Here is a 13766-nt window from a genome sequence, read left to right on the forward strand (position 1 = left end):
GGCGTATCGAGATCCGCCGTGTTCGCGCGGCGGCCGGCCGATCCATCGGTCGCCAACGGTCGTCCTCCGCACGCCGAGGCGACTCTCCGCGACGGATCGACGCCGTCGGGCGTCAGTCCTGCGTCGCGAACGGCCACCAGGACGGCAGCAGCCGCCGGTAGGCCGCGAGGTAGGTCTCGGGGGTGCGCGGCGCGGGGAGGCGCAGCCACTCCTCCATCAGCCCGGCCGAGCCGGACGCGAGGAAGGACGCGGTGGCGTCGGGGAGGAACGCGCCGAGGCCGTCGCCGTCGGGCAGGTCGAGCGAGCCCGTCTCCAGGGTCGCGAGGACCGCCGCGCGGAAGTGGCCGGCGAGCATCGCGCGCACGCCGGAGTCGCCGCCGGCCGCGTCGAAGGCGCGCAGGTAGAGCTCGCGCCGTCCCTCGAGGTGTCCGAGGATGCGCGCGGTGCCGTGGCGGATGGTGGCGTCGGTCGCTGCGCCGCTGCGGAGCGTGCCGAGGTAGTCGTCGCGGATCGCGTCGAGCTCGTCGCCCAGAGCCGCGCAGAGCAGCTCCGCCGCCGAGGTCGCGTGCGCGTAGAACGTGGAGCGGTTGACGCCGGCGCGGTCGGTGATCTCGGAGACCGTGAGGCTGGAGACGTCCCTGGCAGTCGCCAGATCGATGATGGCTCGGTGCAGGGCCACCTGCGATCGCTTCTGCCGCGCGTCCACTGCTGCTGCCTCCTGTAGGGCGCGTGCACCGGTCCGCCCGGCGCGCACCGCCTCAGCGATTCTACGGGCGCGCGGCGCCGGTCGTTTTCACTCTGGGCGCCGCGATCCGCTAAGGTAGTCGAGTTGCCCGGGCCTCGGTCCGGACTGCCACGGGCTGTGGCGCAGCTTGGTAGCGCACTTGACTGGGGGTCAAGGGGTCGCAGGTTCAAATCCTGTCAGCCCGACAGAAAGCCCTGATGAGACGTCCTTTCGAGGACAGATTCTCGTCAGGGCTTCGTCGTTTCTCCGGACGCCTCGCACGCGTGACCGGGCCGCTCAGCGCAGGAGCGCCGCGACCTCCGCGAAGGCTGCTTCGCGGCGCGCCACTCGCGCCGCGCGCTCGGCGGTGTCCTTCGTGAAGAGGGCCTGCGGCGACGGGTGGAACGTGCGCACGACGGCCAGGCCGCGCTCGCGCTCGATGCCCGGGTGCAGCCGGAGCAGGCGCCGCCAGCCGTGGTCGGCGTCGGCGCCCTGCAGCAGGACGACCTCGATGCTCGGGGCGAGATCGAGCACGAGGTCGGCCATGGCGCAGGGCATGACGGAGCCCTAGACCGCGGGTGCGCGCGATGATCGGGCGGGCCTCGCGGACTCGAGGACGGCCCAGGCGAGACCGGAGGAGAGCAGGCAGGAGATCAGCAGTACGCCGAAGAGGGTCACCAGGACACGGAGTGCGTCGTGCCCCTGGTCGTAGCGCGCAAGGTTGGAGGCGGCGCCGGCCACCGGCAGCAGACTCAGCGCGACCGCCACGACCACCCGTCCGAGAAGCAGATCCGAGAAGGCACGTGATCCGACTCCAGTGAGCCCAGCGTTCATGCAGCAGAGCGCGAGAGGAAGGATTGCGAGCAGACCCCAGCCCACCCCGTGCAGGTACACCGAGGCCCAGAGAACGACGGCGGGCAGCGACACGGTCAGCGAGATGAGGGCGTGAAGGCCGACACCGGCGAATCCAGCTCGGGCGATCGAGACGTCCGCGAGCGGAAGGTGCTGGTGGTCGAGGTCTTGCGCGGTCGCCTGGGACGGACCCGGCAGCGCGAGGATCAGCACGAGGAGAAGTCCACTCAACGGCATCGGCACGTCGTCCCGTACCAGGCTGGAGAGCACCGCCACGGCGAGGAGGGCGAGCGCAGTGCGGGGCTCCTGCCAGCGCCGGCGCCGAGCCTGCGCCAGGTGACTCGCCAGGACAGCGCCGACCGCGGAGTCCGGCCATCGCACCCATGAGGAACGGCCGACGGCGTAGCCCCGGCCGGCAAGAGTCCGGTTCGACTCGCCGGAGAGGATCCGGGTGAGCTGGTTCGCGAGGATGCTCTCCTCGACCGCGGGTTCGATGAAGATTCCGGCTCGCCTGACGAGCAGGCCGACGGCGATGCTCGACAGCAGGAGAACGCCGATGGCGGCGGAGGCGTGCTCGACCCCGCTCGCCTCGGGCACCAGGATCACCTCGAAGAGGAGACCGGCGATGCTCATCGAGGCCGACCCGATGGAGTCCTCGCCCACGATCAGCGACTGCGCCCAGAGGGAGATCCAGACCACGCCTGCGGTGAGGACACAGGCCAGCGCGTACCTTCGCCGGCTCGGCCGGATGGTCCTTCCGAGGAGATGGCTGGTCAACGACGTCGCCCGAACCAGGAGGAGGACGGCCGCCATCGCGCACCCCGAGAGCACACCCCACGCGACTGGTCCTCCTCGGAGGACCAGCGCCGTCGCCGACGCCGCCGACGTGCTGACGAACGCGATCGCGGCGGTCCCGCTCGCGTGCACCATCAGGACGATGCGCGGACCACTCGGGCTCTGCAGCACCCAGGACACGTCCGCGGGCTGAAGCCGCAGCGGCGACCCCCGCTGTGCCGTCAGTGCCACCAGGATCAGAGAGAGACCGAGGACGAACCCGCCGATCCGCACGGTGGGGGCACCCGACGGGCCCCCGCCGACTCCGCCCTGGGTCAGAAACCAGACGCCGCTCGACACAGCGGTCACGAGGACGACGAGCGCGAGGGGACTCGTCACGAGGGCCGTGGTACTGCGGATGCGGAGACGCAGGTAGGCCCGGGAGAGAGCGAGCGCTCCTGCGACGAGAAGGCGCCGCCTTCTTTCAGGCGTCGTCATCGTGAAGAGCTCCCACGATGCGCAGATAGACGTCCTCAAGAGGTGGCTGCCCGGTGAGGTCGTCGCGCCCGAGGCGCGCGATGTGCGCGATCCTCCCGGCGTGCAGGATCACCGCTCGATCGGCGATCCGCTCCAGCTCGGTCAGCCCGTGCATCGAGAGCAGCACGCCGCAGCCCTCCTCGGCGAGCCGCCGGACCTCGTTGCGGAGCTCGCGCACTGAGACGGGATCGAGGCCGTTGAACGGCTCGTCCAGCAGGAGGAGCCCGGCGCCCTTCAGCAGAGCGAGAACGAGAGCGAGCTTGCGGCGCATCCCCTGCGAGAGCTGATGGGGGAGGAGGTCGTGCTTGTCGCTCAGTCCGTAGCGCTCGAGGAGCGACGTTCCGAGCGACTCGTTCCGGGGTGAGCCGCTCAGCCGCTCGACCAGCCGGACGTGCTCCACAACGCTCAGACCCGGGTACAGGTCCGGTTCCTCCGGCATGAGGCTGAGGGCTCGTCGAGCCTCCGTCGTGCCGATCGCGTGACCGAGGACGAGCGCACTGCCGCGCGAGGGCTCGTACAGTCCGGCGAGGGTGCGCATCAGGGTCGTCTTCCCGGCGCCGTTGGGCCCGACCAGTCCGACCACCTCGCCTGCGTCGATCGTGAAGGAGACGTCGTCGAGAACATCGACCGAGCCGATGCGCTTCCCGAGGCTTCGGACGTCGAGGAGTCGGCGAGGAGTGTCGCTGTCAAGCATCGGTCGTCAGCCAGCGGGAGAGATCGCCGCCGGCTCGCTCGACCGCCTCCCGCAACGGATCGAGGCCGCCCTCGTTCAGGAGGGCTGCGAGCATCGTCCGGATATCGGGAGAGCCGCCAGCGGCGGCCCTCTCGACTGCCCGGCGGATTGCGGGGTCGTACTGCACCGGTCGTCGATGACGGAGGAGCCGTCGAAAGACGGGTCGTGCGGTGGTGCTCGCACCCCAGCCGCGCTCATCGCCGAATGCCTGGATCAGGTGGGCGGTGCTGTCACCCGGCGCGAGGCACGCGGCGTAGGCGAATGCGACGTGCAGCGCCGACACAGGCTCACTCTGCTGACGGGCCACCTGTCCGGCGATGGTCATCACCCTGCGGAACTCCGCTGTGCGTTTCACGCTCCACCTCCTCGATGTCATCGAGGAGCGTAGGTTCGTGCGCACCACGAGACAAGAGGAATCCTCGAACTGACGCGCTGCACACGATCTGACCGACTGCCGGCCTCGCGCCATGGTCTACTTCGCGAGCTGTCCGAGCTTCGCGTGGGAGCGGGAGTAGGCGAAGTAGATCGCGAAGCCGATGGCGAGCCAGATCAGGAAGCGCAGCCAGGTCTCGATGGAGAGGTTGAGCATCAGGTAGGTGCAGATGAGCGCCGAGAGCCCGGGGAGCCAGGGGTTGAGTGGGACGCGGAAGCCGCGCTTGAGCTCGGGGCGCTTGCGCCGGAGGACGATGACGCCGACGGAGACGAGGACGAAGGCGGAGAGGGTGCCGATGTTGACCATCTCCTCGAGGACGCCGATCGGGGTCAGGCCGGCCAGCAGGGCGACGATGATCGTGACGACGACCGAGGTGACCCACGGGGTGCGCAGGCGGGGGTGCACCTTCGCGAGGCGCTGGGGGAGGAGGCCGTCGCGCGACATCGCGAAGATGATCCGGGTCGCTCCGATGAGCAGGGTCAGCACGACGGTGGTGAGGCCGGCGACGGCGCCGGCGGAGATGACCGTCGCCATCCAGGTCTGGCCGTGGTACGCGAAGGCGTTCGCGAGCGCCGCCGAGGGGTCGAGCTCGCGGTAGGGGACCATGCCGGTGACGACGAGGGCGACGGCGCAGTAGAGGACGGTGCAGATGATCAGCGAGGCGATGATGCCGATGGGCATGTCCCGCTGCGGGTTGCGGGTCTCCTCGGCGGTGGTCGCGACGACGTCGAAGCCGATGTAGGCGAAGAAGACGAGCGAGGCGCCGGCGATGATGCCGCCGACTCCGAAGGTCGCCGGCTCGATGCCGGAGAGGAACTGCAGCAGCGGCTGGGCGAGGCCCGACGCCGCCTGCGACGCCTCTGCGGGCGGGATGAACGGCGAGTAGTTGCTCGCGTTGATGAACTGCAGCCCGGCGATGATGACGAACAGCACGATGAAGAGCTTCACGGCGACCAGCACCAGGTTGACGCGCAGCGACTCCTTGATGCCGAAGGTCATCAGGGCGCCGAGCACGAGCACCAGCAGGATCGCGGGGACGTCGACCACGCCGCCGTAGGAGATCGCCTCCGGCAGGACGATGCCGAGCTGCCCGAGGAAGGAGCCGAGATAGGCGCTCCAGCCCTGCGCGACCACGCTCGCTCCGAGGAAGAGCTCGAGGATGAGGTCCCAGCCGATGATCCAGGCGAAGAGCTCGCCGAGCGAGGCGTAGGAGAACGTGTAGGCGGAGCCGGAGACGGGCACCGTGGAGGCGAACTCGGCGTAGCACATGGCCGCGAGGGCGCAGGCGAAGGCGGCGACGACGAAGCTGAGCACGATGGCGGGGCCGGCGATGTCGTGCGCGGCGCGGCCGGTGAGCGTGAAGATGCCGGCGCCGATCACCACTCCGACGCCGAAGACGGTGAGGTCGAGGGCGCTCAGCGACTTCTTGAGGCGGGTCTCGGGCTCGTCGGTGTCCGCGATCGACTGCTCGACGGATTTGGTGCGGAGGAGGCTCACGGTGGTTCTCTCTGGGTGAGGTGGTGCGGGGTGCTGCGGGTCGCGATGCGACGGCACTCCGGGAGACTAGCGGCGCGGCGGGTCGGTGCGGCAGCCCTCGCGCCGATGCAGCGTGGCGGACGCCCGCGAGGAGAGTGCCGACCGGCGGAGGTCAGTCCGTCGTGAGCTCGGCCTTCGGCGCGTGAGTGCCGATCATCCCGGGAAGCGTCGGACCGCTGTACACGGGACCCCGGACGACGGTCACCGTCACCAGGGAGTGCTGCGGGAAACCGTTGTAGAAGAGCAGGTGGGGAGAGCCCCCCGTCAGCGCCGCTACCTTCGCCGTACCGCCGACGAGGTACGGAAGCGAACCAGGGTAGGAGCCCGCCGGGACGATGATGTGCCCGGCGCGGTCGCTGTCGCGGACGACCTGCCTCGACAGGACGACGAAGTCGTGATCCGTGGTGAAGTCCACCCGGGCCTCCTCCGGGAGGACGACCGGTGTTCCGGCGACGCCGTCGCCGTTCACGAAGACGGAGAGGGTGAATCGGCGTACGGCGCCGAGATTGCTGGTGCCGAGCCCGTCGTCGGTGGCACGGACGCCCAGGAACAGGGCGGGGAGGGCGGGAGGAGGAGCGACGGACGCGGCGGCTCCGGGCGCCGCCGCGCAGGCGGCGACGACGGGCGACGACCAGGCGGCGGCGAGAGCGGCTCGTCGGGCGACGTCCGCTGTCGGAGCGGACTCGGATCCGTCCTGATCTCCGGGATGCTCCTCGAACGTCATTGCGCGGCCTCTCGTCGGTGGGTGGTGATCCGGAGGCCGCAATGGACGTGAGCCGGAGGAGCGGTTCGGGATCGCTGCCAGGGTCCGGCATCGGCGAACGGCGCGGCGAATCGGTGGCGGGGAGCGGACGGTCTGGCGGGTCCTGCGGTCACCGGCGCCGTTCGGTCGTGCGAGGAGATGGGCGGCCGCGATGCAGGCGACTCGAGCGCGCGGGTGGTGCGCCGTTCGACTCCGCCGCACCTGGCGCTTCGGGGCTACTCTTCGACGCATGCACCGGATCTTCTCGACGAGCGTCGCCGCCGTGTACCCGGCCTACGTGGCGAAGGCCGAGCGGAAGGGGCGCGCGCGGGCGGAGGTCGACGAGGTGATCCTCTGGCTGACCGGCTTCACCGACGCCGAGCTCCGTCAGCACCTCGACGCCGGCACGACCTTCGAGGACTTCTTCGCAGCGGCGCCGATGAACCCGAGCACTGCGCTGATCACGGGAGTGGTCTGCGGCGTGCGGGTCGAGAGCGTCGAGGATCCGCTGATGCAGAAGATCCGCTGGCTGGACAAGCTCGTCGACGAGCTGGCCAAGGGCAAGCCGATGGCGAAGGTGCTGCGCGCCTGAGCGGCCCGGCTACGACAGGTCCGGGATGACGATCTCCTGGAGAGCCCACGTATTGCCGTCGGGATCGGCGAAGTAGACGAACTCGCCCCACGGCTGCGAGTCGACCTCCGACACCTCCGCACCGCGGGCGAGCAGCTCCTCGCGGGCCTTCGCCGCGTCCGCGACGACCATCTGGAGGCCCTTCTGCGACCCGGGCGCCATCTCGGTGATGCCGATGCCGAGGACGATGGAGCACGCCGAGCCGGGCGGGGTCAGCTGGACGAAGCGCAGGCCCTCGTGCACGACGTGGTCGTGGTCGGCGACGAAGCCGATCCGGTCGACGTAGAACTCCTTGGCGCGGTCGACGTCGGTGACGGGGACGGCGACGAGCTCGAGCTTCATGTCCATGGTGTCTCTCCTTGGTCGGGTCTTCAGGGCGCCCGGTCGGGCTCTCGGGGACGACGCTAGAGCCGCATCAGGTCAGTCTGCGTCCTGATTCCGGAGGAGGATGGGCCCATGGCCGAGACCACCTCCCGAGCGCTCGCCCTGCTCGACCTGCTGCAGACGCATCGGCAGTGGTCCGGCCCTGCGCTCGCCACTCGGCTCGGGGTGACGGAGCGGACGCTGCGGCGCGATATCGAGCGGCTGCGCGAGCTGGGCTACTCGGTCGCGGCGACGCGCGGCGCGCTCGGCGGGTACCGCCTGGAGCCCGGGAGCCGCGTGCCGCCGCTGCTGCTCAGCGATGACGAGGCGGTCGCGGTCGCGGTGGGGCTGCGGCTCGCCGCCGACGAGGGACTCGCCGACGGTGAGCGGACGACGCTGAGCGCCCTGGCGAAGTTCGAGCAGGTGCTGCCCGGCGCCCTGCGCGAGCGGGTCAACGCGGTGGGCGGCGTGCTCCGCTCGGCGCGGCCGCACGTCACGTCGATCCCGCCGGAGATCCTCGGCCGGGTCGCGCTCGCCTGCCGCGATCACGAGCGCCTCCGCTTCCACTACGTCGCCGCCGACGGCGCGGAGAGCGACCGCGTGGTGGAGCCGCACGCGGTGGTCTCGACGCAGCGCACCTGGGTGCTGGTCTGCTGGGATCGGCAGCGCGACGACTGGCGGACGTTCCGTCTCGACCGGGTGAGCCGCCTGCTCGAGACACGGGTGCACTTCGAGCCGAGGACGCTGCCGGAGGGGGACGCGGCGGCCTTCGTGGCCTCGGCCCGGCGGTCGGCGCGGTTCGAGCTGACGGTGCTCCTGGGGATGCCGCTCGACGAGGTGCATCGGGTGTTCGGGCGCTGGTCGACCGGGGCGGAGGCGCTCGACGGGCGGTGGACGCGGTGGCCGGTCGAGGCGGAGACCGTGGCGGGCCTGCTCTCGGCGCTGGTGTGGATCCCGGCCGCGGTGGAGTACCGGATCGAGGGGGAGCCGGCGACCCTGGCGGCGGTGACGGCGGCGCTGGGGAGGATGCGGTCCGCGGTCCCGGGGTAGCCGGACGGTCCGCGCGCTCCTCCACAGTGCGGTCGGGGAGGTGTCCGTCCACGGATCCGGAGATCGCCGCGCCGGGCGACGTCGCCGACGGCCACGGTGGCTGGCATGACCGCAACAGATCCCAGCACCACTGACCGCAGCACCACTGACCGCAGCACCACTGATGACCGCAGCACCGCTGATGACCGCAGCACTGACGAGGCCGTCGCCGTCCGCCGGCCGTCCCGAGAGCCGGAGCTCTTCCGCGTGAGCGGCTTCGCCGACCTGCTCGCCGCGGTCCCCTCGATGATCGGCTTCCGTCCGGGGGACGCGCTCGTCGTCGTGCCGTTCCTCGGAACGCGGGCGGGCGGTGGCTTCCGCGTCCCGCTGCCCGAGCGCCTCCGCCGGGCGGAGGTCGAGGAGCTGGCGCGCGGGTGCGTGCGCCTGATCGCCGCCGTACCCCGGGCGAGCGCGGTGCTCGTGGTGGTCTACACGGAGCGGACGTACGAGTCGGAGCGCGGCGTCCCGCTGCTCGACCTCGGGCGCGCGGTCCTCCGGCGGCTGGAGCGCACGGGGCTCGGGATCGTCGGCGTCGCGTGCGTCGCCGCCGACGGCTGGGGGCGCTACACGTCGCCCTCGGAGACGCGCTCGCAGCGACCGCTGATCGAGATCACGGGGAGCGAGACGGGCCTCCTTGCGCGCGCCGCGGCCCCCGAGCCGCTCGACCTCGCGGCGCTCGGCGCGCTGCCGGCGGTCTCCGACGCCGATCGCGCCGTCGTCGCCCCGATCCTGCGCGGCCCGGCCGCGGGCGAGCCCGGCGTGGTCGACCTCGTCGAGCGCTGGCTGCACGGGCCGCCGTCTCCGCGGCAGGAGGGCGAGCTCCTCCGCGCCCTGCAGTCTCCGCCGTTGCGGGATCAGGTGACCCTGCAGATCGCCCTCGGCTGCGAGGCGGCGATCGAGGAGCGCCGGCGGCAGGCGCTGCTCGAGGCTGAGTGCGACCGCACCGGGCGGACGGCGGTCGAGGTCCTCGAGCGCGACCACGATGTGAGGGAGCGCGGCGCGGGGGAGCGCGATGCGCACGACCGCGCGATCATCGCTCTGATGCTCGGGACCGGCCCCGCACCCGACACCGAGCGGATCGAGGGCGCGACCGGCCGGCTCGCGCGAGCGGCGGCCCTGGCACCCGTCGACGCCCGGGCGCCCGTGCTGACCGTCCTGGCCTGGTGCTGGTGGGCACTCGGCGTCTCCTCCGTCGCCGCTCGGTGGCTCGAGGAGGCGCTCCGGATCGATCCCGACTTCTCGATGGCGCGGCTGCACCGCTGCACGTTCGAGCTTCGGACGGTGCCGGACTGGGTGCTGAGCGCCGCAGCCAGGTCGCTGGATCGCGCGGCGGCCCGCCCGTGATCTCCGCGACCGACCGGGGAGAGGCGGCGGGGGAGCGGCCCGGCGGTCCGACGCGTCGACCGATCCCGCCCGCCGGGTCAGGCGTCGCGCGACGGCTCGGTGAGGGCGGCGGCGTAGGCGGCGACCGAGCGGCGGTAGCGGGGCAGCGTCGGGACGAGCGCCTCGAGGGTGGTGCGCAGCGCCTCGTCGGCCCGGCCCGCGCTGTGCAGGGCCAGCGCGAGGAACACCTCGCGCGCCGCTCCGATCGACGGGTGCGGGGCGGCCGAGGAGAGCAGCGCGATCGCCTCGTCGATCCGGCCGAGATTCCGCAGCGTCGAGGCGTACTGGATGCCCAGGCGGGCCCGGCGCTCCTCGTCGAGGCCGGTCGCGAGGGCGAGCTCGTACTCCACCGCCGCCTCCGCCTCGTGTCCTGCGCTGTCGAGTGCACCGCCGAGCTCGAAGTGCGCGACGCCGTCGGCACCCGGGTAGCGGGCGACGAGGACGCGCATCCGCTCGACGACCCCGTCCGGGTCGTCGAGCGCGTCGAGCCGGTCGACGGCGCGCTGCCAGAGGACGAGCGCGTCCTCGGCCGGATCGGACTGCGGGGCGGGGGGCTGGGGCGAGGCGGTCACGCAGCGACGCTACCGCCCGCCCGCGGATCAGAACGCGTCGTCGCCCGAGGAGGAGGGGTTGTCGGAGGAGGGGGCGTCGGCTGCGGTCGGCGTCTCGCCGCCGGCCTCCTGCACCTCGGCGGGTGTGCCGCGGCGGCCGGCCTCGATCACGGCGGTGGAGGCGGCGGCGCCGGCGACGAGCGCGAACAGCGCCCAGCCCGCGCCCCACTTCCTCTTGCCGACGAGGCCGTCGAACGAGAGCGCGCCGGGGCCGTCGGCGACGATCGCCGTCGCGGCGGCGACGAGCAGGCCGTTGTACTCCCAGCCGCCACCGCTGTTCCAGAGGCCGTTGGTCCAGTGCACCTTGCGCACCGCCGTCACCATCGTCGCAATGAGCCCGGCCGCGGCGACCGGCGTCGCGAGACCGAGGGCGAGCGCGGCACCGCCAGCGGTCTCGGTGACCGCGGCGGCCACGGCGTTGCGGCGAGCCGGGTGCAGCTCGAGGCTCGACATCATCTGCTCGGTGCCGTCGAGACCCGGGCCGTCGAACGAGCCGCGCAGCTTCTGCAGACCGTGACCGACGAACAGTCCGCCGACGGCGAGACGGAGAATGAGCGAGCCGACCTTCATGGTGACCTCCGGGAGAGTGGGTGGTGCAGAACGTGTAGAGCGAGCGTCGCGGGTGGACCCCACCGGGTCAAGGGGTCGCTTTCACCGCTCGCGACCCGCAGGAGCGCCCTAGGCGGTCAACCGGTTCGCCTCCTATGATCGGAGGGGATCGACTCGAAGGAGAGCACGCATGACCGGACGCCTCACTGGCAAGACCGCCCTCGTCACCGGAGCCGGCTCCGGCATCGGCCGGGCCGTCGCGGAGCGCTTCGCGCGCGAGGGCGCTCGCGTCGCCTTCACGGACCGCGACCTCGCCGCCGCGCAGGACGCGGCCGGGCGCTTCCCCGACGCGGTCGCCGTGCAGCTGGACATCTCGGACGAGAGCAGCGTCGAGCAGGCCTTCGCCCGCCTCGGCGACGACGGATTCGCCCCCGACGTGATCGTCGCGAACGCGGGCGTCCAGCTCTTCGGCCAGGACGCGCGCGTCGCCGACCTCGACCTCGACGTCTGGCGGCGCACGATCGACATCAATTTCACCGGCACCTTCCTCACCGTCAAGCACGCGGTGCGCGCCCTGCGCGGTCGCGGCGGGTCGATCATCCTCACCGGCAGCCCGACCGGGCTCAACGGCGAGGGCCAGGACTTCACCGCCTACAGCAGCTCGAAGGCCGGCATCCACGGGCTCGCCCGGACCGTCGCGAAGGCGTACGCCGACGAGGGCATCCGCGTCAACACGGTCGTCCCCGGCTACACCGAGACTCCGCTGGTGACCGCGATCTCGGGCGACGCGGACGCCCGGGCGGCGATCACCTCGCGCATCCCGCTCGGCCGGCCGGGCTCGGCGGCCGACGTCGAGGGGATCATGGTCTACCTCGCGAGCGACGAGTCCAGCTACGCCACCGGCGCGCTCTTCCGCGTCGACGGCGGCATGACCACGCTCTGACCGTGACGGCGATTGAGATCCGGCCGGCCGCTGCGACGATCCCGGCCGGACTCCTCCTGCCCCAGGAGCGCGACGAGCGGCGGGTGCGCTGCGGTCCGTGGTCGCTGCGCCTGGCCGACGGGCGCCTGGACGACATCCGCTTCGGCTCGCTGGTGGTCCTCCGCGGTGTCCGCTTCGTGGCCCGGGACGAGGACTGGGGCACCTTCGCGACCGTCCGCGCCGAGGCCGTCGTCGACGGCGACGCCCTGCGCATCGACGGCGAGAGCCAGCAGGGCGCGGCGCAGCTGACCTGGACGCTCCGCGTCGGCTTCGAGGACGCGGCGCTGACCGTGGCGCTCGAGGCTCGCGCGGGGACGGACTTCCTCCGCAATCGCGTCGGTCTCGTCGTCCTGCACCCGGCGGACCTGGCGGGGACCGCGTTCCAGGCGCGCCACCCCGACGGGAGTCCCGAGAACGGCGCCTTCCCCGTCGCGATCGCCCCGCACCAGCCCGCTCGCGACCTCGCAGGCCTGCAGTGGAGCACCGGGGGAGTGCGCGCGAGCGTCACCCTCGCCGGCGACGTCTTCGAGACGGAGGACCAGCGCAACTGGACCGACGCCTCGTTCAAGACCTACTCGACGCCGCTGGACCTGCCGTTCCCCGTCGCGGTCGCCGCGGGCGACGTGATCCGGCAGACGGTGCGGTTGGAGTGCGAGGGACCGGTGCCGACCGAGGCCGGCGCGGCCGCCGCCGGCCTCGTCGCGCTCCGCACGGGAACGGAGGGCGAACCGCTCCCGGAGATCCGGACCGGCGCCTCGAGCGCACCCGGGGGCGAGCGCCCCGAGCGCCTCCCCGCGCTCCCGCTCCTGATCGAGTGCGACCCGCGCCTCTCCGGCTGGCGGGCCGCCCTCCACCGCGCGCTCGACGACGCGCAGGGTCGGCCGGCCGATCTCCGGATCGTCGCGCGGACGCCCGACGACGTCCACCTCGTGCTCGCGACGCTCGGCGATGCTCCGCTCGCCCGGCTCGGCGTGTTCGCGGCGCTCGGCCATCGCAGCGAGCCCGACCTCCTCGAGGCCGCCCGGCGTGCCGCCGCCGAGCGGCGCGCCGAGCTCGTCGGCGGCGTTTGCTCGCACTTCACCGAGCTGAACCGCGGTGCGGAGGCGCTCGCCGCCGTCGACGCCGCGCTCGCCTTCAGCCTCACGAGCTTCATGCACGACCGCTCCGGCCATCAGCTGGTCGAGTCCCTCGCCGTGCAGAGCACGGTCGTCCGCGATGCCCGCGCCCTCGCGTCCGGTCGCCGCCTGCACATCGGCCCGATCACGCTCGGAGCGCGGATGAACGCCGTGTCGACCTCGCCGTTCGATCCGGGCGATCCCGATATCGACCGCGCCGGCTACGGCCCGCAGCACCTCGCCGGGGCGACCGACCCCCGTCAGACGGAGCCGGCGCTCGCGGCCTGGCTGGTCGGCAGTCTGTCCGCGCTCGCCGTGCCGAGCGTCGACTCGCTCTGCTACTTCGAGCAGTGGGGTCCGCGGGGCGTCGACGCCGGGGGCGCTCCCACGGCGGCCGGCGCGGTGCTCGAGTGGGCGGCCGCGCTCGCCGGCGCACCGCGACTCGAGGTCGAGGCCCCGGGGCTCGCCGCCCTCGGCGCCGTCGTCGGCGCCCGCCGCGTCGTCCTCCTCGGCAATCTCGGCGGCGACGCGGTGCCGGTCGCCCCGGCGGGAGTCGAGAGCTGGGTGAGCACGGCGGGAGCCGAGACGCCGCCCTTCGTCCTCGCGCCCGGTGCTGCCGCGCGGCTGGTGCTGGCGCGGTAGAACGGCGGCGCCGCGAGCGGGTGCGGCGTTCATTCGACGCCGGTGCGGAGCTCACGAGTCCTCCGGTGAG

General features: G+C 72.6%; 15 protein-coding genes and 1 tRNA gene. 6 read left to right on the forward strand and 10 right to left on the reverse strand.

Features of this window, described 5'->3' with window-relative positions; all coding sequences use genetic code 11:
- Window positions 1-112 precede the first annotated feature (112 nt).
- Window positions 113-679, reverse strand: a complete 567-nt coding sequence (locus GSU72_RS06985; RefSeq protein ID WP_159984377.1) for a TetR/AcrR family transcriptional regulator — start codon at window positions 677-679, stop codon at window positions 113-115.
- A gap of 177 nt (window positions 680-856) precedes the next feature.
- On the opposite strand from GSU72_RS06985, the gene GSU72_RS06990 reads away from it, so the two are divergent.
- Window positions 857-930: transfer RNA gene (locus tag GSU72_RS06990), tRNA-Pro, on the forward strand.
- A gap of 91 nt (window positions 931-1021) precedes the next feature.
- Here the strand turns inward: GSU72_RS06990 and GSU72_RS06995 are convergent.
- From GSU72_RS06995 to GSU72_RS07020, 6 genes are all read right to left on the reverse strand, one after another.
- On the reverse strand, window positions 1022-1282 hold the full coding sequence (locus tag GSU72_RS06995) for a hypothetical protein (protein ID WP_159984378.1): 261 nt from the start codon (window positions 1280-1282) through the stop codon (window positions 1022-1024).
- Between the two features lie 9 nt (window positions 1283-1291).
- A complete protein-coding gene (locus GSU72_RS07000; RefSeq protein WP_159984379.1) occupies window positions 1292-2749 on the reverse strand; it encodes a hypothetical protein in 1458 nt (485 codons plus the stop codon).
- An 85-nt stretch (window positions 2750-2834) separates the two neighbouring features.
- Window positions 2835-3581 carry an ATP-binding cassette domain-containing protein gene (locus GSU72_RS07005; RefSeq protein ID WP_159984380.1) on the reverse strand — a complete coding sequence of 249 codons (747 nt, stop codon included), beginning with the start codon at window positions 3579-3581 and terminating at the stop codon, window positions 2835-2837.
- Window positions 3574-3975 carry a hypothetical protein gene (locus GSU72_RS07010; RefSeq protein ID WP_159984381.1) on the reverse strand — a complete coding sequence of 134 codons (402 nt, stop codon included), beginning with the start codon at window positions 3973-3975 and terminating at the stop codon, window positions 3574-3576. The genes GSU72_RS07005 and GSU72_RS07010 overlap by 8 nt, the downstream gene beginning before the upstream one ends.
- Window positions 3976-4092: 117 nt before the next feature.
- Window positions 4093-5550 carry an amino acid permease gene (locus GSU72_RS07015; RefSeq protein ID WP_123735977.1) on the reverse strand — a complete coding sequence of 486 codons (1458 nt, stop codon included), beginning with the start codon at window positions 5548-5550 and terminating at the stop codon, window positions 4093-4095.
- A 151-nt stretch (window positions 5551-5701) separates the two neighbouring features.
- Entirely contained in the window at window positions 5702-6313 is a 612-nt protein-coding gene (locus GSU72_RS07020; protein WP_159984382.1) for a hypothetical protein, read from the reverse strand.
- A gap of 268 nt (window positions 6314-6581) precedes the next feature.
- On the opposite strand from GSU72_RS07020, the gene GSU72_RS07025 reads away from it, so the two are divergent.
- The gene (locus GSU72_RS07025; protein ID WP_159984383.1) at window positions 6582-6923 is read left to right on the forward strand and encodes a DUF2200 domain-containing protein; all 342 of its coding nucleotides are present in this window, start codon (window positions 6582-6584) and stop codon (window positions 6921-6923) included.
- A 9-nt stretch (window positions 6924-6932) separates the two neighbouring features.
- Here the strand turns inward: GSU72_RS07025 and GSU72_RS07030 are convergent, their stop codons facing one another.
- Window positions 6933-7310 carry a glyoxalase superfamily protein gene (locus GSU72_RS07030; RefSeq protein WP_159984384.1) on the reverse strand — a complete coding sequence of 126 codons (378 nt, stop codon included), beginning with the start codon at window positions 7308-7310 and terminating at the stop codon, window positions 6933-6935.
- 108 nt (window positions 7311-7418) lie between these two features.
- Between GSU72_RS07030 and GSU72_RS07035 the strand changes: the two genes are divergently transcribed.
- Together GSU72_RS07035 and GSU72_RS07040 are read left to right on the forward strand one after the other, a co-directional pair.
- The gene (locus tag GSU72_RS07035) at window positions 7419-8375 is read left to right on the forward strand and encodes a YafY family protein (protein WP_159984385.1); all 957 of its coding nucleotides are present in this window, start codon (window positions 7419-7421) and stop codon (window positions 8373-8375) included.
- 105 nt (window positions 8376-8480) lie between these two features.
- On the forward strand, window positions 8481-9758 hold the full coding sequence (locus GSU72_RS07040; RefSeq protein ID WP_159984386.1) for a DUF4192 family protein: 1278 nt from the start codon (window positions 8481-8483) through the stop codon (window positions 9756-9758).
- A 77-nt stretch (window positions 9759-9835) separates the two neighbouring features.
- Here GSU72_RS07040 and GSU72_RS07045 read toward each other — a convergent pair whose 3' ends face one another.
- Both GSU72_RS07045 and GSU72_RS07050 read right to left on the reverse strand, forming a co-directional pair.
- Entirely contained in the window at window positions 9836-10369 is a 534-nt protein-coding gene (locus GSU72_RS07045; protein WP_244256026.1) for a tetratricopeptide repeat protein, read from the reverse strand.
- A gap of 27 nt (window positions 10370-10396) precedes the next feature.
- Window positions 10397-10978 carry a DoxX family protein gene (locus tag GSU72_RS07050; RefSeq protein WP_159984387.1) on the reverse strand — a complete coding sequence of 194 codons (582 nt, stop codon included), beginning with the start codon at window positions 10976-10978 and terminating at the stop codon, window positions 10397-10399.
- Window positions 10979-11147: 169 nt separating this feature from the next.
- On the opposite strand from GSU72_RS07050, the gene GSU72_RS07055 reads away from it, so the two are divergent.
- The gene (locus GSU72_RS07055) at window positions 11148-11900 is read left to right on the forward strand and encodes an SDR family NAD(P)-dependent oxidoreductase (RefSeq protein ID WP_159984388.1); all 753 of its coding nucleotides are present in this window, start codon (window positions 11148-11150) and stop codon (window positions 11898-11900) included.
- Between the two features lie 2 nt (window positions 11901-11902).
- Window positions 11903-13696 (forward strand): hypothetical protein, encoded by a 1794-nt coding sequence (locus GSU72_RS07060; RefSeq protein ID WP_159984389.1) that lies wholly within the window; start codon window positions 11903-11905, stop codon window positions 13694-13696.
- The last annotated feature ends 70 nt before the right edge of the window (window positions 13697-13766 follow it).

The organism is Rathayibacter sp. VKM Ac-2760 (assembly GCF_009834185.1).
Lineage (GTDB): Bacteria > Actinomycetota > Actinomycetes > Actinomycetales > Microbacteriaceae > Rathayibacter.